Annotated in this window: 17 protein-coding genes; 7 read left to right on the forward strand and 10 right to left on the reverse strand. The window is 70.8% G+C overall.

The genetic code is table 11. The annotated features are described in order from the left end of the window. Positions 1-29: 29 nt before the first annotated feature. Together ACGFZA_RS30970 and ACGFZA_RS30975 are read left to right on the forward strand one after the other, a co-directional pair. Entirely contained in the window at positions 30-1,004 is a 975-nt protein-coding gene (locus tag ACGFZA_RS30970; protein WP_393683419.1) for an ATP-binding cassette domain-containing protein, read from the forward strand. 61 nt (positions 1,005-1,065) lie between these two features. Continuing rightward, the gene (locus ACGFZA_RS30975) at positions 1,066-1,755 is read left to right on the forward strand and encodes a DUF1707 domain-containing protein (RefSeq protein ID WP_393683772.1); all 690 of its coding nucleotides are present in this window, start codon (positions 1,066-1,068) and stop codon (positions 1,753-1,755) included. Positions 1,756-1,805: 50 nt separating this feature from the next. Here the strand turns inward: ACGFZA_RS30975 and ACGFZA_RS30980 are convergent, their stop codons facing one another. Next, positions 1,806-3,050, reverse strand: a complete 1,245-nt coding sequence (locus ACGFZA_RS30980) for an SGNH/GDSL hydrolase family protein (protein WP_385278512.1) — start codon at positions 3,048-3,050, stop codon at positions 1,806-1,808. Between the two features lie 155 nt (positions 3,051-3,205). Here ACGFZA_RS30980 and ACGFZA_RS30985 point away from each other — a divergent pair, with 155 nt between their 5' ends. Continuing rightward, complete coding sequence (locus ACGFZA_RS30985) at positions 3,206-4,594, forward strand: DUF445 domain-containing protein (protein WP_385278510.1); 1,389 nt, start codon at positions 3,206-3,208, stop codon at positions 4,592-4,594. Between the two features lie 129 nt (positions 4,595-4,723). On the opposite strand, the gene ACGFZA_RS30990 is transcribed toward ACGFZA_RS30985, so the two are convergent. Continuing rightward, entirely contained in the window at positions 4,724-5,026 is a 303-nt protein-coding gene (locus ACGFZA_RS30990; RefSeq protein ID WP_018517962.1) for a hypothetical protein, read from the reverse strand. Positions 5,027-5,214: 188 nt separating this feature from the next. On the opposite strand from ACGFZA_RS30990, the gene ACGFZA_RS30995 reads away from it, so the two are divergent. The 3 genes from ACGFZA_RS30995 to ACGFZA_RS31005 all read left to right on the forward strand — a co-directional run bounded on the left by ACGFZA_RS30995 (position 5,215) and on the right by ACGFZA_RS31005 (position 7,947). Next, positions 5,215-6,750 carry an MFS transporter gene (locus ACGFZA_RS30995; protein WP_385278508.1) on the forward strand — a complete coding sequence of 512 codons (1,536 nt, stop codon included), beginning with the start codon at positions 5,215-5,217 and terminating at the stop codon, positions 6,748-6,750. Further along, a complete protein-coding gene (locus tag ACGFZA_RS31000; protein WP_393683422.1) occupies positions 6,747-7,325 on the forward strand; it encodes a TetR family transcriptional regulator in 579 nt (192 codons plus the stop codon). Before ACGFZA_RS30995 ends, ACGFZA_RS31000 begins: the two co-directional genes overlap by 4 nt. Positions 7,326-7,392: 67 nt before the next feature. Continuing rightward, positions 7,393-7,947 (forward strand): hypothetical protein, encoded by a 555-nt coding sequence (locus tag ACGFZA_RS31005; protein ID WP_393683424.1) that lies wholly within the window; start codon positions 7,393-7,395, stop codon positions 7,945-7,947. Between the two features lie 50 nt (positions 7,948-7,997). Here ACGFZA_RS31005 and ACGFZA_RS31010 read toward each other — a convergent pair whose 3' ends face one another. The 3 genes from ACGFZA_RS31010 to ACGFZA_RS31020 all read right to left on the reverse strand — a co-directional run bounded on the left by ACGFZA_RS31010 (position 7,998) and on the right by ACGFZA_RS31020 (position 11,047). Then, positions 7,998-8,537 carry an NADPH-dependent FMN reductase gene (locus tag ACGFZA_RS31010; RefSeq protein ID WP_393683426.1) on the reverse strand — a complete coding sequence of 180 codons (540 nt, stop codon included), beginning with the start codon at positions 8,535-8,537 and terminating at the stop codon, positions 7,998-8,000. A gap of 61 nt (positions 8,538-8,598) precedes the next feature. Next, positions 8,599-9,075, reverse strand: a complete 477-nt coding sequence (locus tag ACGFZA_RS31015; protein ID WP_385278500.1) for a GNAT family N-acetyltransferase — start codon at positions 9,073-9,075, stop codon at positions 8,599-8,601. Between the two features lie 97 nt (positions 9,076-9,172). After that, complete coding sequence (locus ACGFZA_RS31020; protein WP_393683429.1) at positions 9,173-11,047, reverse strand: protein kinase; 1,875 nt, start codon at positions 11,045-11,047, stop codon at positions 9,173-9,175. A gap of 288 nt (positions 11,048-11,335) precedes the next feature. On the opposite strand from ACGFZA_RS31020, the gene ACGFZA_RS31025 reads away from it, so the two are divergent. Further along, positions 11,336-11,956, forward strand: a complete 621-nt coding sequence (locus ACGFZA_RS31025) for a dihydrofolate reductase family protein (RefSeq protein WP_393683431.1) — start codon at positions 11,336-11,338, stop codon at positions 11,954-11,956. A 77-nt stretch (positions 11,957-12,033) separates the two neighbouring features. On the opposite strand, the gene ACGFZA_RS31030 is transcribed toward ACGFZA_RS31025, so the two are convergent. The 5 genes from ACGFZA_RS31030 to ACGFZA_RS31050 all read right to left on the reverse strand — a co-directional run bounded on the left by ACGFZA_RS31030 (position 12,034) and on the right by ACGFZA_RS31050 (position 17,985). After that, positions 12,034-12,858 carry an alpha/beta fold hydrolase gene (locus ACGFZA_RS31030; RefSeq protein WP_393683433.1) on the reverse strand — a complete coding sequence of 275 codons (825 nt, stop codon included), beginning with the start codon at positions 12,856-12,858 and terminating at the stop codon, positions 12,034-12,036. A 281-nt stretch (positions 12,859-13,139) separates the two neighbouring features. Continuing rightward, positions 13,140-14,753, reverse strand: coding sequence for a cellulase family glycosylhydrolase (locus tag ACGFZA_RS31035; protein ID WP_393683774.1), 1,614 nt, complete (start codon positions 14,751-14,753; stop codon positions 13,140-13,142). 449 nt (positions 14,754-15,202) lie between these two features. Next, positions 15,203-16,141, reverse strand: a complete 939-nt coding sequence (locus ACGFZA_RS31040) for a hypothetical protein (protein ID WP_393683435.1) — start codon at positions 16,139-16,141, stop codon at positions 15,203-15,205. A gap of 261 nt (positions 16,142-16,402) precedes the next feature. Next, positions 16,403-16,870 carry a hypothetical protein gene (locus ACGFZA_RS31045; protein ID WP_393683437.1) on the reverse strand — a complete coding sequence of 156 codons (468 nt, stop codon included), beginning with the start codon at positions 16,868-16,870 and terminating at the stop codon, positions 16,403-16,405. A gap of 491 nt (positions 16,871-17,361) precedes the next feature. Next, on the reverse strand, positions 17,362-17,985 hold the full coding sequence (locus ACGFZA_RS31050; protein WP_393683439.1) for a histidine phosphatase family protein: 624 nt from the start codon (positions 17,983-17,985) through the stop codon (positions 17,362-17,364). Positions 17,986-18,184: the final 199 nt, after the last annotated feature.

The following is an 18,184-nucleotide window of genomic DNA, read 5'->3' on the forward strand; positions in this document are numbered from 1 at the left end:
GAGTGACGGGCGAGAAGGGGTGTACGGGCATGGATACGGACTTCATCGAGCTCGACGGTGTCGAGAAGGTCTTCGACGTCCGGCGCAGGACGGGTTTCCTGCGCAGTGAGCGGCGTGAGGTGCGGGCCGTCGACGGGATCAGTTTCCGGGTGGCGCGCGGTGAGATGGTCGGTTACATCGGCCCGAACGGGGCCGGGAAGTCGACGACGATCAAGATGCTGACGGGGATCCTCACCCCGAGCGGGGGTTCGCTGCGGGTGGCGGGCATCGATCCCTCCCGGGAGCGTACGAGGCTGGCGCAGCGGATCGGTGTGGTCTTCGGCCAGCGGACCACGCTGTGGTGGGACCTGCCGCTGCGCGACTCGTACCGGCTGGTCCACCGGATGTACCGGATTCCCGATGACCGCTTCCGCGCCAACATGGACCGCTGCATCGAACTCCTGGACCTGGAAGAGCTGTTGGACGTACCCGTGCGGCAGCTTTCGCTGGGGCAGCGGATGCGCGGTGACATCGCGGCGGCGCTGTTGCACGATCCGGAGGTGCTGTACCTGGACGAGCCGACGATCGGTCTCGATGTGGTGTCGAAGGCCAAGGTCCGTGGATTCCTGCGGGACTTGAACGCGGAGCGCGGGACGACGGTGCTGCTCACCACGCACGACCTGACCGACATCGAGCAGCTGTGCAAGCGGGTGATGGTGATCGACCACGGCCGTCTGATGTACGACGGCGCGCTCGCCGGGCTGCATGAGGTGGGCGAGAGCGAGCGGATGCTCGTGGTGGACCTGGAGCGTGAACTCCCGCCGATCCGGCTGGAGTCGGAGCCGTCGGTCCGGACGGTGAAGGTGGAGGGGGTGCGCCAGTGGCTGGCGTTTCCGGCGTCGGCCTCGGCGGCTCCGCTGGTGGCGCGGATCGCCGCCGAGTACCCGTTGGTGGACCTGTCGGTGCGGGAGCCGGACATCGAGGCCGTGATCGCGAAGATGTACGCGTCGGCTACCGGTCTGTAGATCGGTGACGGGAGCGGGCGCGTTCAATAGGCTGCACGGTATGACAAGCGAACTTCCGGATATGCGCGCCTCCGATACCGAACGTGAACGGATCGCCGAGATTCTGCGTGAGGCGATGGCCGAGGGGCGGCTGGAGATGGAGGAGTTCGAGACCCGTCTCGACGCCGCCTACAAGGCCCGCACGCATGGTGAGCTGGAACCGCTCGTCCGCGATCTGCCGGGCCCCGGGGCCGCGGTGGCGCCGGTGGCCGGGGGGCAGCCGCGGACGGGTTCGATGGCCCGTTGGTCGGACCGGGTCGGGAAGCCGGCGACGTCCGGCGGCGGCTTCGCGCTCTGGGGCGGGTTCCGGCGTCAGGGGAACTGGACCATCGGCCGGGTGTTCACCGCGTTCGCGATGTGGGGCGGTGGCCGCATCGATCTGCGTGAGGCGAATTTCGAGACCCCTGAGGTGGTCATCCGCTGCTTCACGATCATGGGTGGCATTCATGTGACGGTTCCCCCGGACCTGAACGTGGACGTCCGTGGCATCGGCATCATGGGCGGCTTCCGGGAACGCTCGAAGGACGCCGGGATCCCCGCGCCGGATACTCCCCGGGTGCGGATCACCGGCTTCGCGCTGATGGGCGGGGTCGGTGTGGAGCACAAGCGGAGCAGGGCGGAGAAGCAGCGCCTGCGGGACGCGGAGACGCAGCGCTTGCGGGATGCGCAGACGCGGCGTCCGCGGCTGGAGAAGGGCGACGACGGCCGGTAGGGCGGGGCGATTTCGGCAGCCCTGCCGGTGAACCCCGCCGCCCCTCCCCGTTACAGCGCGTCCGACGACGGCCGGGCGCGCAGCAGTTCGGTCACGTCGGGCAGGGAGCCCAGGAGCTGGTAGCCGGCGTTGTTCAGGTGGACGTGGTCGCCGGAGTCGTAGGCGGGCAGCAGCCGGTCCGGGTGCGCGGGGTCGCGTACCGCGTTCTCGAAGTCGAGGACCTCGTCGAAGATCCCGCCGGCCCGGATCGTCGCGTTGACCTGGGCGTGCACGACGTTCTGGGCGGGGGTCCAGTTGCGGTAGCCCTCGTACGGCATCAGGGTCGTGCCGATGACCCGCAGCCCGCGCGCGTGCGCGCGCTCGGTCAGGGTGCGCAGGGCGTCCGTGATCCGTGCGGGGTCCGTCTCCCGGGGGAAGGCCTGGATGTCGTTGATGCCGAGGGCGATGACGACGGTCTTCGCCCCGGTGACGCTCAGGACGTCGCGGTCGAAGCGGTCGAGGGCGCGCGGGCCGATGCCGCTGAGCAGGATGCGGTTGCCGCCGATGCCCTGGTTGACCACCGCGTACCGGCCGTGCAGCCGGTCGGCGAGGACGTCGGGCCAGCGGTTGTTCGTGTCGGTGGTGGAGCCGCTGCCCGCGGTGAGCGAGTCGCCGAACGCCACGAGGGTCCCGGCGGCGTTCTTCGACCGCACGTCGACGGAGGTGAGGTAGCGCCAGTCCGTGGTGCGCCGGACGCCCTGGGGGTCCTCGGTGAAGGACGTCTGGTGGCTGTTGGGGTGGACGGTGACCGGGCCCCGGGCGGTGGGGGTGCGCAGGGTGACGACGAGATCGGAGTCGGCGGCGACCGGGACGAGGACGGGGTCGCTGACGATCTGCCCGCCGGTGCCGACCGTCGCGGAGGGTGCCCCGCGGAACGTGACCGGGGAGGCGTTCACGGTGACGCGGTCGATGAGCAGCGGATGCGTACCGAAGAGGTTGGACAGGGTGATGCGGGCCGCGTCGCCTCCGATGCTGGTGTGTACGACGTTACGGATGGTGCGGAGCGCCGGGTGCGTGCCCCGGTCCGTTTCGATCGCCCCGTTCACGGGGGCCGCCGCCCAGGTGGCGAGCCAGCGGCCGGCGGAGTGGGCCGGGGCGGCGGGGGTGCGGGCCACGCCCTGCGGGCCGGAGGCGACGACCGTCTTCGCCGGTGACCCGGAGAACAGCAGGGAGCCCGCGAACGCCACGAGGGCGGCCAGCGCGGCGGTGCCCGCCATGAGGGCTATGAACAGGGCGTACTCGCGGCGCCTGGGCATGGACGGTGTTTCTCCTCGTTCGTTCGGGGCCGGAACCATGATGCGGCACAGCGCGGGGAACTCGACATGCGGCCCGGGAGTAGGTCAGGCAGGACGCTTTAAGGACAATGCGTACGGGGCGCCGGGGACGACGGGTACGCGGACGGGTGGAGCGGATGGAACGGATCGAAGGCACGGCCGAGGACACTGCGGCCGGGGCGGCGGACACCGGCACGGGCGCGGGAGGCCCCGGGAAGGGGCCGGGGCGACGGCCGGGCACGCGTCCGCCGGCGTCCCTCGCCTCGTTCGCGTACACCGCGGCGGACGAGGAGAAGCGGCGTGGCGTACGCCGTATGAAGACCACGGCTACCGGCCTCCTTCTGCTGGTCGCGCTGGTGTACGTCCTCGCCACCTGGGCGAAGAACGAGGGGGTGGGCGGCTGGCCGGGCTTCGTCGCAGCGGCCGCCGAGGCGGGCATGGTGGGTGCGCTGGCAGACTGGTTCGCCGTCACGGCCCTCTTCAAGCGTCCGCTCGGACTGCCGATTCCGCACACCGCCATCATTCCCACGAAGAAGGACCAGCTGGGGGCCTCACTCGGTTCCTTCGTCGGCGAGAACTTTCTGTCGGAGGGCGTCGTCCGCGACCGCATCCACTCGCTCTCCATCGGGGGCCGGCTGGGTGCCTGGCTCGCGGAGCCGGAGCACGCGGACCGGGTGACGGCCGAGCTGGCGACCGCGTTGCGGGGTGCGCTGACCGTGCTGCGTGACGCGGACGTGCAGGCAGTGGTCGGTGAGGCGATCACCCGGCGGGCGAACGCGGCGGAGGTCGGTCCCGGTCTCGGGAAGATGCTGGAGAAGGTCGTCGCGGACGGCGGGCACCGCAAGGTGGTGGACCTGGTCTGTGTGCGGGCGCACGACTGGCTCGTGGAGCACGGCGACTCGGTGATGGACGCGGTGCAGGGCGGCGCGCCGGGCTGGACCCCGCGGTTCGTCGACAGGCGGGTGGGCGAGCGGGTCTACAAGGAGCTGCTGCGGTTCGTCACGGAGATGCGCGACATGCCGGGGCATCCGGCGCGCGGCTCGATCGACACGTTCCTCACGGACTTCGCGGCGGATCTCCAGACGGATTCGGAGACCAGGGCCCGGGTCGAGCGGCTGAAGTCGGAGATCCTGGGGCGCGGCGAGGTCCAGGACGTCATCGCCTCGGCCTGGTCGTCCGTGCGCACGATGGTGATCGCGGCGGCGGAGGACGAGCGCAGCGAGCTGCGGCTGCGGGCCCGCGCCTCACTGATGGCCCTGGGCGCCAGGCTGGCGACGGACGGGCGGCTCCAGGCGAAGCTGGAGGGCTGGGTGGAGGACGCGGCGGTGTACGTCGTGACGACGTACCGGGCGGAGATCACGTCGCTGATCAGCGACACGGTGGCCGGCTGGGACGCGGACCAGACATCGAAGAAGATCGAGGCCCACATCGGCCGTGACCTGCAGTTCATCCGGATCAACGGCACGGTGGTGGGTGCGCTGGCGGGGCTGGTGATCTATTCGGTGTCGCGGGCGTTCGGCGCCTGAGGGCTGCCGGACCAAGCCCGTCCGGCGATTGAGGACAACGGTCCCCGGTATGGACCCGGGCCTCGCCTGTACTGCTCCGCCCGGGCCCCGCCGCGTCCCCTTCTGCCGCGCCTTCCTCGGAGGCCCCGCTCAGGCGGCGCGACGCGTGACGGCCCAGGACGCGGCGGCCACCGTGCCCGCCACCGTGAACACCGCGGGCCAGGCGCCGACCTTCTTCGCCAGCGGGTGCGATCCCGCGAAGGCGGCCACATAGGCGGTGGTCAGGGCGACGGCGGCGCGCGGCCCGGCCTGCCGGTTCCACTCGTACGCCGCGACGCCGCCCGCCGCGGCGAGCGCGACCCCGCCCAGCGGACGCTTCCGGGTCCACCGCGCCACGGCGTAGCCGCCGACCAGTCCGCCCGCCGCCACCGCCGCTGCCGGAACCTTCGCCATCGCAGCCACCTCAGCCTTCTCGTAGACATCGCCGTACGTACGGCGCACCGCCCGTACCGGCTCTCGGCTCCGAGGCTAACGCGGCCTTCCGGCATCCCGTCGCCGAGGGGGTGCACAAGCGTTTACCCTGAGGGTGAACAGGCGTACACCCCCATGCCTTCCGGCAGCCGAGCACCGTACGGAGACACATGCCCGCGGACATACCGGTCCCAGCCGCCCCCGCGACCCCCGACGTCAGGGCCCCGCACCCCCGCTTCGCCGTCGGGGTGCTCGCCTTCTGCGGCGTCGTCGTCGCCGTCATGCAGACGATCGTCGTCCCGCTGCTCCCGCACATCCCCGAGCTGACCGGCGCCACGCCGACCGCCGCGAGCTGGCTGGTCACCGTCACCCTCCTCACCGGCGCGGTCTTCACCCCCGTCCTCGGCCGGGTCGGCGACATGTACGGCAAACGACGGGTGCTGGTGGCCTCGCTCGGGGTGCTGGTCGTGGGCTCGGTCCTGTGCGCGATCAGCTCCCACATCGGCGTACTGATCACCGGCCGCGCCCTGCAGGGCGCCGCGATCGCCGTCGTACCGCTGGGCATCAGCATCCTGCGCGACGAACTGCCGCCCGCGCGGGTCCTGTCCGCCGTCGCGCTGATGAGCTCGACGCTCGGGATCGGCGCCGCCATCGGCCTGCCCGTCGCGGCCCTCGTCGTGGAGAACTTCGACTGGCACACCATGTTCTGGGTCTCCGGCGTGATCGGTCTCATCGACATCGTGCTGGTGCTGCGCTGCGTACCGGAATCCCCCCTGCGCAGCCGCGGCCGCTTCGACGCGGTCGGCGCGCTCGGCCTGACCGGCGCACTCGTCTGCCTGCTGCTCGCCGTCACCCAGGGCGCCGACTGGGGCTGGGGCTCGACCCGGACGGTGGGGCTGCTCGTGACGGCCGTGGTCGTCGCCCTGCTCTGGGGCGCGTACGAGCTCCGCGTGGCCACGCCCATGGTCGACCTGAGGGTCTCGGCGCGTCCGGCCGTCCTGCTCACCAACGTCGCCGCGCTGCTGATCGGCTTCGCGTTCTACGCGAACTCGCTGGTCACCGCCCAGATGGTGCAGGAGCCGAAGGCCACGGGGTACGGGCTCGGCGCCTCGCTCGTCGTCAGCGGGCTCTGCCTGCTGCCGGGCGGGGTGGCGATGGTGGCCCTGTCGCCCGTCTCGGCCCGGATATCCGCCAAGCACGGCCCGAAGGTCAGCCTCGCGCTCGCCGCCGGGATCATCGCCGTCGGCTACGGGGTGCGGTACTTCACCAGCCACAGCCTGTGGCTGATCATCGCGGGCGCCACGGTCGTCGCCTCCGGCACCGCCATCGCGTACTCGGCCCTGCCCGCCCTCGTGATGCGCGGAGTCCCCGTCAGCGAGACCGGCGCGGCCAACGGTCTGAACACCCTCATGCGGTCGATCGGACAGGCCTTCTGCAGCGCGACGGTTGCCGCCGTCCTGGCCGGCATCACCTTCCGGGCGGGCGGCCGGACGGCCCCCACGCTCCACGCGTACCAGCTGGTCTTCGTCATCGCGGCGTGCGCGGCGCTCGCGGCCCTGGCCGTCGCGCTGTTCCTGCCGGGCCGGAAGCCCGCCGGGGCGGGTACGGTCGAGGAGAGCCGCAAGACACCGGAGACCCGGAGCGGCGAAGCACCGGACACCCGCGAGGAGGGTGTGCGGACGGCGGAACTCCAGGAGGGCGCATGACCGGCGGCCACGCCATCGCGGCAGCCCCCGTCCCCGCGGAGGCGGGCAGCGGCCGGGACGCCATCCTGCGCGCCGCGCGACGGGCGTTCACCCAGCGCCCGTACGCCGAGGTGACGATCCGCCGGATCGCCGCGGACGCCGGCGTGAGCCCGTCCCTCGTGGTCAAGCACTTCGGCCGCAAGGAGGAACTGTTCAACACCGTGGCCGACTTCGGCCCGGAGGCCGCGGAACTCCTCGACGCCCCGCTCGGCACCCTGGGCCGCCACATGGTGGTCACGCTGGTCACGTACCGGCGCGCGTTCAAGTCCGACCCGCTCCTGCGCGTCGTCTTCTCCCTCGGCAACCAGGACGAACGCTCCCTGCTCCGCGACCGCTTCCACGAACAGGTCACCGCGGCCCTGACCGCCCGGCTCCCCGGCCACGACCGCGCCCTGCGCGCCGAACTCCTGGCCGGTCACCTCCTGGGCCTCGGCGCGACGCTCAGCCTCCACCGCGAGGGCGCGGGCGCGCTCGCCACCCCGGAACGCATCGCCGACCTCTACGCGCCCGCGCTCCAGAAGCTGATCACGGGCTGACCACCGGCGCGGCGGTGTGGGGGCGGGGCGGTATGGTCTGGGCCAACCGACGAGGGGGGCCTCACACATGTCTGTTCGCATCGGCATCCGCATGTCCACCGCCGCACTGGTCATGACGGCCGCCCTGGTGGGCACGCTGGCCGGCTGCACCGAGGCGAGCACGTCACAGGGCCCCGGGGGTGATGTCCCGTACGTGGCGCCTTCGGCGAACGCGTCGGCGGCGGCAGCCCGGATCGACAAGGACGCGGCCGACGCCGCGGACAAGGAGAACGCCGAGGAGCAGGCGGCGCTCGACGCGGGCGCCCGCACGCCCGCCGACGTACCCGACGCCTTCGCCGGCCTTCAGGCCACGTACCAGGACGGCTGCGCCCCCGGAGATGCCAACTGCGCCTACTTCCTCGGCCGGGTGAACGACGAACTGACCGGCCTGGGCTCGTCGATGAGGGCCGACAACGACGGGCCGCGCCACTTCAAGGACCCGCTGGCCTGGATCGGCGCCCTGCACACCACGCTGGCCGGGGACACCTCGACGGCCAACCTGGAGAAGCACCGCAAGGAACTGCTCGGCACACGTGACCGCATCAACACCTGGATGCAGGGCCACCCGGAGGACTACCGCTGACGGGCGGCCCGACGGGCGATGCGGGGGCCCGCCCCACGCGGGGCGGCCGGTCACCGGCCGAAGGACGCCAGCGCCGTCAGCACCTCCGCGATCCGCTCGCGTGCCCCGTCCTCCGTGATCACCCCGTCGGAGCCGACCCGTTGCCGGTCCACCGCGACCCGCGCGCAGGCCGGCTCCACGACCACCGCGCCGGTGTAACCGAGCACGGTCCGCAGCGTCGCCTCCGCGCCCTGTCCGCGACCGGGCGCCGCGGCGCTCACGAAGGCCGCCGGCTTGTCGCAGATCTCGGTGCCGCCGACCGTCCAGTCCAGCAGGTTCTTGAACGCCCCCGGCAAGGTCCCGGCGTACTCCGGCGTACAGATCAGCAGGGCGTCGGCCGCGTCGATCGCCGCGCGCAGAGCGGCCACCGGCTCCGGCAGCGGCTCGGTGTCGTCGTCCGGGTTGAAGTGCGGGAGGGCGGCCAGACCCTCGTACCACACGGTCCGGACCCCTTCGGGCGCCACGGCCTGAGCGGTGCGCAGCACGGTCTCGTTGGAGGAGCCCACCCGCAGGCTGCCGGACAGGAGGAGGATCACGCGTGGTGTCGACATGTCCGGCCAACCCCGGGGGGCCGTTCCCCATTCCCCTTTCCCTCCACGTTTCCGACGGGCTTCAGTGAGGCCCCAGTTCCAGTTCCGCGACCACCTCGTCGTCGCTCCGTTCGCCGGTCGGACGGAAGCCGAGCCTGCGGTAGAACTCCTCCGGCCCGTGCGCGCCGGGCACGTAGGTGACGGTCGTCCGGGTCTTCCCCCGTCGTCGCAGCTCGTCGTTGACGGCCTGGACAGCGAACCGTCCGTATCCCCTGCCCTGGTGTGCGGCGTCGATGGTCAGCCGCCAGAGTCCGGACCGCGACACGTCATCGGGCTTCTCGGGGGCGAACCGCACGTCGAGGAAGGCCATGACGAAGCCCACGAGCGTCTCGCCGTCGGCGATCAGCCGCGGCCACGCGGTCTCGGGGGTGGTGTACGCCTGGGCCAGGGACCAGGCGACGGGCTTCACGAGTCCGTGCTGGTCGGGCCGGACGGTGAGGGCGCAGGCCGCTTCGACGTTGTCGGACGTGACCGGCACGAGCCGGAGCGGAGAGGGCATCCCCGCAAGCTACCTTCCGATGCGGTGGCCGGGGCGGCCGGGGCGGCAGCCGGGCGCCGCCGCGACCGCCGCCCCGTCTCGTCGGCCAGTCGGCCGATCAGCCGGTCGCGTTGCGCCAGACGGTCAGGTCGATCGTCATGTACTCACTGGGCGAGTCCTCCGGGGAGTGGCCCTGGTACGTCAGCAGCCCCATGTGTCCCGTGCCCGTCGTGATGCAGACCTGCCGCCCCTTGGAGAGCTTGTCCACGTAGATGTTGCTGGCAAAGCGGGTTTCCGAGCGGCAGGTGGCCAACGACCCCTCCTGGCCCGGGTCGAGCAGGACCAGACGCCCGCCGTCGCTCTCCGCGTCGAGGTAACCGCCCGTGTCGTAGGCGAGTTCGTACCCGTCGTCCTCGCCGTCCTGCGGCCGGACGTCCTGGTCCCCGAGCGTCAGGTGGTAACCGGCCGTCAGGTTGATGCCCGGGTACTCGGCCGGCTCGGGGTCGGCCTTGGCGGAGGACGTCGGGTTCGTCACGGGGTCCGAACTCACGTCGTCCGCCCCCGGCGACGCCGAACCACCCTGCTTCGGCGTGCTGTCGCCCTTGGGCGACTCGTTGCTCTGCGTCGCCTTCCCGTCGTCCTTGAGCAGGAAGTACGCCGTCCCGCCGCCCGCGACGCCGACGACGAGCGCGACGGCGATCGCGACGGCGGCGACCCGGCCGCCGCGGCGCTTCGCCGGCTGGGGCGCCGCAGGCCCCTGGCCCTGGGGCGGAAGATGCCCCGGGTACGTCTGGGCCTGAGCCGGGTACCCGCCGGGGAACGGGGCCGGGGTGTGCGCCTGCGAGGGAGGGCCCGGCCGGTAGGGCTGCGCGGGCTGGGTGGGAGCCGCGTGCCCCTGCACCGGATACGGGGTCTGCGGAGCCTGCGGCGACTGGCCGGGCGGCGGTGTGACCGGCGGACCGTACCCGGGGGGCGGGGTGCTCGGGGCCGCCGGGGCCGTGGGCGCATAGCCGACGGACGGGGCAGCGGTCGGGGCGGCGACCGGAGGCGGCGGGGTCTGGACCGGGGCCGGGGCGGCCGCCCGTACGGTGATGTCGGCGGCGACCGGGGTCGGCAGCCAGTCCTCGGGGCGCCGCAGCACCGTCTCCGCGTTCGCGGTCTGGCACAGCGCGATGACCTCGGCGACCGAGGGCCTGGCCTCCGCGTCCTTGGCCAGACAGCGGCTGACGAGCTCCATCAGCCGTTCCGGAACGCCGGTGAGGTCCGGCTCCTCGTGCACGATCCGGTACAGCACCCCGTGCGAGGTCCCCTCACCGAATGCGGGCGACCCCGTGGCCGCGTACGCCGCGACCTGGCCGAGCGCGAAGATGTCGGTGGCCGGCGTGACCCGGCGCCCCGCTGCCTGCTCCGGGGCCATGAACGACGGTGTGCCGATGGTGACGCCGCTGCCGGTGAGCGAGGTCGCGTCGGCCGCGTACGCGATGCCGAAGTCGATGACACGCGGCCCGTCGGCCGCGAGCAGCACGTTCGACGGCTTGAGGTCGCGGTGCACGATGCCCGCCCCGTGGATGACGTGCAGCGCCTCCGCCATGCCGGCGATCAGCAGCAGCACCGCCTCGACCGGCAGCGCCCCGTGCGCGACGACGGCGTCGGCGAGCGAGGGCCCCGGGACGTACGCGGTGGCGAGCCACGGCTGCGCGCCATTGGTGTCGGCGTCGATGACGGGCGCGGTGAACAGCCCCTGCACACGCTGCGCGGACTGCACCTCCTGCGTGAACCGCCGCCGGAATTCCGGGTCCTCGCCGAATTCGGGCCGGATCACCTTGATGGCGACGGGCCGGCCGCCGGGCGTGTACGACAGGTACACCTTGCCCATGCCGCCCGCACCGAGCTTGGCGGCGAGGCGGTAGCCGGCGATGGTGGCCGGGTCGTCGCCCGACAGTGGCTGGAAGACCTGGGAGGCGCTGCCCCGGTGTGGCTGCTGACCGCTCATGAACTTGTCACTCCCCCGAAGAACGCTGTTGTCGACAGGGCACCCTACCCACATCCGGATGCCCTGCCGCCGCCCACGAGAGCTCTTCCGGTGCCGCACGGCCGTGTTGTCCTGATGGCCGTGCGGCACGGGGACAACCCCTTTGTCTCTGAGGAGCCTTGAGGGAATCGCGGAACTGCCTCCGCGCGCGGAAGCGATGATTCCCGTTGCACGGCGGGAACGCCTGCCTGATCATGACCCGACGGCCGCCGACGCAGCGGCGGCCGGTCAACGGACGGAAGGCCCTTCGTGCGCAAGCTCGTGTACTACATCGCCTCCACCCTCGACGGCTTCATCGCCGGGCCGGACGGGGCCGACCCCACGGGACCGGACGGATTCTGGCCGATTCCGGAGGACTACGTCGGGCACCTGATCGCCGAGTACCCGGAGACGCTCCCCGGTCCGGCCCGCGCCGCGCTCTCGATCACGGCGGAGGGCACGCACTTCGACACGGTCGTCGAGGGGCGCCGCTCCTACGAGATCGGGCTCAAGGCCGGCGTCAACGACGCCTACCCGCACCTGCGGCACCTCGTGTTCTCCCGCACGCTGGGCGAGAGCCCCGACCCCGCCGTGGAGATCGTCGCCACCGATCCGGTGGCGCGAGTAAGGGAGTTGAAGGAGGAGGAGGGCAAGGACATCTGGCTCGTGGGGGGCGCCGAGCTGGCCGGTTCCCTGTACTCCGAGATCGACACACTGATCGTGAAGCTCAGCCCGATGACCATCGGCGCGGGCATCCCGCTCTTCTCCCACAAGGCCACGTTCGACCCGGCCGCCTGGACGCTGACGGATCACACCGTCCTCGGCAGCGGGGCGGCGTTCCTCACGTACGAGCGTGCCACGACCACCCTCACGGTCACCGTCACCGGCTGACCTGCCGGCCCGTCCCGCCGATCCCGGCCACCGTCACCGGTTGACCTGCCGGCCCGTCCCGCCGATCCCGGCCACCGTCACCGGCCGACCTGCCGGTCCGCTCCGCCGATCCCGTCGAGGAACCCGGAGATCAGGGCGTGCAGCACTCCGGGCTGTTCAAGATGCAGATCGTGTCCGGTCCCGGGGATGCTGACGGCCCGGGTGGCGGGGCGCCGGCTCAGCATGGCGTCGATCTCCTGCGGCGGTATGGGGCCGGACCGGCCGAGCACGACCAGGGCCGGGCAGGTGACCGCGTCCCACTCCTCCCAGAAGGAACGCCGGGTGAGCTCCGCGATCGCGCCGACCATCACGTCCCGGTCGAAGCGCGGCCACCAGCCCCCTTCGCGCTCCTCCAGCCCCGCCGCCCACCCCTCGCCGACCGCTCCACCGCCGAGGAACCGTACGGCGGCCTCGCGCGAGGCGAACGGCTTCGGCCATGAGTCGAGCCACTGCCCGATCTTCTCCGGGGTGCCCGGGTCGGCACGGCCCGGGGCGGCCTCGACGAGGACGAGCGCGCGGACGCGTGCGGGGTGCGCGGCCGCGGTGAGCATCGCGGTGTGACCGCCCATGGACTGGCCGACGAGGACGGGCCGTTCCAGTCCCAGCTGGTCGGCCACGGCGAGGACGTCGTCCACGTAGGCGGTGCGCGAGACATCCCGCGGGTGGCGTTCGCTGTGGCCGTGCCCACGCTGGTCGACCGCGACGACCCGGTAGCCGGGGCCCAGGCCCCGGGCCACCGCGTCCCATTCACCGGTGTGACCGGCCAGCCCGTGCAGCAGCACGACGGGCTGCCCCGGGCCGCCCCGGTCCCGGCAGACCAGCCGGACACCGTCTCGCACCACTACGCGCTCGGACCAGGTCATCCACGTCTCCACGTCTGGGGTCCGGGGCCCGGGGGACTGAGGCCCCGGAGCTGCCGGGCTCCCGGCCGTCCGGGAGTGCGGGCCATCCATCGGGGCCGGCCGCCAGGATCATGCCGTCCGGGCCCGGCCCGTGGCCAGGGGTTTTCGGTACACCGGACGCACGGACGCACGGACGCACGGACGCACGGACGCACGGACGAACGCACGGACGAACGCCGACCGGCGGGGGCGAGGGCCCCGGCCGGTCGGCGCTGTGCGGCTGTGCGGTTACGGCTGCCCCGTCAGGCGGCAGTCGCGCAGGTGGCGCCGCCGAGGGTGAACACGGACGGGGCCGTGTTCGTACCGTTCTGGCTGCCGGTGAAGCCGACGGTGACCGAGCCGTTCGCGGCGATCGTCGAGGTGTACGACGCGGGGGCGACGCTCACCGAACCCCCGGTCTGCGTGGGGATTCCGCCCCACATGTTGGTGACCGTCTGCCCGTTGGCGAAGGCGAAGCCCAGCTTCCAGCCGTCGATGGTGGTCGTGCCGGTGTTCCGGATGGTGATCTCACCCTGGAAGCCGCCCGACCACGTGTTGACGACGCGGTAGCCGACGGAGCAGCCGGCAGCCGGCGTGGTGCCGCCCTTGCCCGTGGTGACGCTCGTCGTGGCCGAGCGCGCCGAACGGTTCCCGGCCGCGTCGCGGGCGTAGACGGCGAACGAGTACGCCGTGTCGGCGGTGAGGCCGGTGACGGCGACGGTGTGGGTGGCGGAGGAGGCGACGGGCGTCTCCGTGGTCCCGCTGACGCGGACGACGTCGTAGCCGGCCACGGCAACGTTGTCGGACGACGCGGACCAGGTCAGGGTGGCGGAGGTGTCCGTCACCGCGGAGGCGGACGGGGCGCCCGGCGCGGTCGGGGCCTCGGTGTCGTCCTCCGTGGCGCCGCCGTAGACGGTGGCCTCGCGGGAGGTCTGGGCGATGCCGTTGGCGCCGTGGAAGATGCGCTCGCCCCAGGAGCTGAGCTGCGTGGGGTCGAAGCCGATCGTCAGGTCGAGGATCGGGTCGGTGTTGCCGCTCCAGGACCAGGCGATGTAACCGAGCTTCAGCCGCTCGGCCTCGGCCATCATGGTGTCCTCGTCGGGGTCCCCGTACTGGTCGGCCGGGCCCCCGAACTCGCCGATGAGCAGCGGAAGTCCGGCGTCCACGAAGGCGTTCAGGTAGTCGGTGACCTTCTGCGCGGTGTTGTAGACGCTGTACATGTGGATCGAGAAGATCAGGTTGCCGGTGGTGTCGGCGTCGTAGACGGCCTGGGCGTTGTCCCGCATGACGCCCTGCCAGTCCTGGCCCCAGTTGGGCGCGTCCACCATGATCGTGTGCGCGAACCCGGCGGCGCGCAGCTTCTGGATCGCGGCGGTCGTGGGCGCGGTCCAGCCGGCGGGGTCGGTGTTGCCCCAGGGCTCGTTGCCGATGTTGATGATGACGTAGTCCTCCTGGCCGGCGAGGACGTCCTTCAGGCTGATCCAGTACTCGGCTGCGTGATCGAGCGTGCCGGCGGCGGAGTCCTCCCCGTACCCCGTGGTGTCGTGCACCTCGAGTACGCAGATGAGCCGGTTGGCCTTGCACTGGGCGATGACGGCGGCCACGTCGGCGGGGCTGTTCTTGCTCCAGCGGAAGCCGTCGGAGAGAACGACGCGGACGGTGTTGGCGCCCGTCGCCTTGATGTCGGCCAGCGACTGGGTCTCGCCGGGATACCAGGTGTGGGCGTGGTTGACACCGCGCATGACGAAGTCGTTGCCGTTGCCCTCGACCAGCCGGCCGTCGCTGATGTGCAGCCCGGTCGCGGCGGCGGTGGCGGCCTGCGCCGGAGCGAGGCCGCCGAGGGCGAGGAGCCCGAGGAGGGTGACCAGAGCGGTCAGGAGGGCGGTGACGGGACTCCTGTGGCTGGCGCTTCGTGCCGTGGTTCTCGCTGTGCTTCGTGTGCTCCGTGCTGTTCTCACTGCGGCTCCAGGGGGTGAACGGGATCAAGAGCTGAGCATCGACAGGCGTTCTCAAGGCTGTGGGAGCGCTCCCACATTTGCGCGCTCCCATGAAGCCATTCAGTCAGGGGCACGTCAAGAGTCCGGACAGGGTGGTTGGTGGTGAGGGTGCTCGGGTGGTGGGCCCGGGGCCTGCCGCAGCCGCGCGGCGCGGACCGTGTCGGTCCCGGGCGGGCGCGCGGACCTGGCTGCTCGGTCGGGCTCTCCTGCGCCTGCCGCCCATCTGCCGCAGGGGTGGCGAAGCGGAGAAAGGTGACCACCCTGAGGAAGGGTGCCCACCTCGGCGGTTCACGCAGACCGGCTCGGCATGAAGAACCGACGGTTGTCGTTCACCCGCCACTCTTCGCGATGATCGAACGGGCAGTCTTCATCTGAGACGCATGGATGTGCTTGAGATCGGTAAGATCTTTCATGTGCGCCGCGATTTTCGCCTTCTGGATGGCGGATTCCACTCCGACCCAGACCCGCACGAGATCGGTCCGCTCCTTGCAGCTGATGTCGGCGAGAGCGAGGCGCTTCTCCTCGGCGGAAGCGGTCGGCTTCCCGGCGAAGTCATTGGCCGGTTCCAGGGGTGAGGAATATGTGAAGCCCTTCTCCTTCATGCATTTCGCCCAGTTCTTCAGGACAGAAGCCACCTTCGCATCGGCGAGGGATTCCTTGAAGCCTGTGAGGGCGATGTTCTGGGCCGTCGCGGCACCCTTGGATTCCGTGGAGGGCCCACGCACCGACCTGGCGGCATCTCCCGTGCATCCACCGGCCGGAACCGGGACCTGCTTTCCGTCTACCTCTACCGTCTGTGTGTCAGGGGAGTCCTGTTCCGGGTGCAGACTCCCCATGAGGACCAGAAGGTCACGCTTCGGTAGGGCTGCATTCGTCTGCGCCGAAGACGAGGGTTGATGGTATCCGAGCTCTTTGGCCTCTTCTCGGCTCGTGATCCCGTAACGCCGATCGGATCCGGACGCCAGTCGGGGGTGCGCGGGTGCGTATGTCAGATCGAATCGGGCCATGCACTGTCGGGTTGCGATGCCCTCGGCCTTGGAGAGCAGCGCGCTTTCTTCCGTCGTGAAACTGTAATGGGATATGGGCAACTGGAAGGAAGGACCGTTTTCTGGCGTACGTGACGGTGTGGAGCTTTCGGAACTCGGCGAGCCCGAGCCATCTGTCCGGTCCTTGGATTCCCCGCACGAAACTGACAGGAAGAGCATTCCCGTCGACATCGCCATTACGGTGATACGTCGCGCAAAAACAAGCTTGCGTGGGTGGGACATTCTTGCGAAACCCCTTGTGCTGCGAGAAAGGTGAAGTCACTGCGGACCGGACCACGCGTAGCCGCCGCGGCAGCGCGTAATACGGCTGTCCGGACGGCGGCTACGACAGGGCGGGTCACATCTCGTGGTCGGTCTCTTCGACCGACGTATGCCCGGCTGGTGAAATCAATGCTTATCTGCCCCGGAGTCTTCGTTCAGTGTCGGCTCAGGGATATTCAAAATGTGGAGTACGCAGCTGACTGCGGTGCTTCAAGGTGCGTATCAGAACGCGTAGCATCCAGACGGCTTGCTGTTGGTCGGGTAGTACGATGCGTTCTCGTTGTACGTGTTCACCAACTTGCTTGCCGAGTGGTTGGCGGCGATCGAGTCGCACGGGCCGTCGCCGTAGCTGTTGTAATAGACCGTGCCCCAGTCCGAGAAGATCGAAATGTACTTCGCCGAGGCTGCGTTGTTCTTTACGGCTGTACCTTTCCCTGCTCCAGTCGTCAGGAACTTGTCTCCCGCGAAATCGCTCCTCTGGCCACCCCAGTAGGAGACGCTCGAACCCGCCTTGCCGCTGTTGTAGTAGAGGGTGATGCAATATCCGTGCGCCGAGATGTCTCCGCAGCTCGTGGTCGGATCTGCTGAGGCCGCGGCCGGGGATGCCAGTGCCAGTCCGGTTCCGGCGGCTACGGCGAAGGCGGTGATTGTCTTGGCAATACGCTTGGATCTCATTGCTGCGTTACCCAATCAGGAAATGGTCATCAATCAGCCCGGACGGGGCTGAAGTTCCTCGCGGTGGAGGCTTGCGGGGCCATGCTAGGCCTACTTCGCGCCAAATCGGCGCGACAGTCGCTGAGTGGCTCCAGTTTGGCTGAATTCATTTGCTTACTCATAGTCACAGCCTCCCTGCCTCCTGCTTCCTCTCAATGATTCGATCCGCCAACTCGGCATGGAATATCGGAATGGCCTATTCCGTTCCGCCTCGCTCAAGGATCTCAGCTGTGTGGTTCCGCTTCCGCGGACCGGCCCGGGAGGTCGTGAGTGGCCTTGGAATCCTTCCCTCCGGATTTAGGTGTGCGGATATCGCGGGACAAAGCGTCCTGTCTCCGGAGGAGCGGGGCCACCGCCGCGGGGACGACCACGATGCTGCGGGGACGACCACGATGCCAGCCGCGGCGGGGGATCCCGCCGAAAGCACCCTTGTGCCCGGCCCGAACCCTGTTGTGCCCGCCCTGTCCTCAGAGAGGGAGGCCGGGCGGAAAGCAGGCCGAGCGGAGTTCGGTGGGCAGATGCCCGGTGTCGTTGTAGAGGAGTACGGAGGAGGGCCGGCCGGGTGTGTACTCGATGACGGTCAGCGCGGCGTTGGCGTGGTAGAGCCCCATCCAGCGCCACTTCGGAGCGTCGAGGGCAGCCCGGACGAGCCAGCCGGTGAGGAAGTTGTGGGTGACGACCAGTTCATGGCGTGGCTGGTCACCGTCCACGGGCCCGGTAAACAGGGCGAGCGCCTCCCGGGCCAGATCCGGTCCCTGGTCGCGTTCTTCCGCAGGGAACTCGGCCAGTCGACCCAGCATGCGGTCGGCGGATTCCGGCGGCAGTTCGTGCCGTTGTGGCAGGTACGGGATGTAGTCACCAGCCGGCTCGGACACGTGCAGGGGCACGCCGTCGAGCCGGTCGCGGATCAGCTGGGCCGTCTGAGCGGCTCGGGGGAGCGGACCGTGGTGGATCGCTGTGAGCGGGCTGCGCCGGAGCCGCTCGCCCAGCAGTACGGCCTGTCGGCGGCCGTTCTCCGACAGTTCGCTCTCGTCCGGTGACGCCTCGCCGTGTCGGGTGAGATAGAGGTAGCGGGTGGCTGTTCCGGTCATGGGCGCGCGATCCTTCGGCAGTTTCGGTGATCTTCATGAGTGCCTGAACGGACGCCGCCACGCGCCCGCGCGGTTCCTGGCGGATGCCCCGCGGACGGGGGCGTCGCGCGGGGGCGCTCGCCACGAGACGGCCTGAGGGCATCTCCCGGAGGCCGGGCTCGCGGGCTTCGTTCGGAAGTGGCTTGACGTTGCCCCCGGG

This window comes from Streptomyces sp. NPDC048211, from assembly GCF_043202315.1.
Classification (GTDB): Bacteria; Actinomycetota; Actinomycetes; order Streptomycetales; family Streptomycetaceae; genus Streptomyces.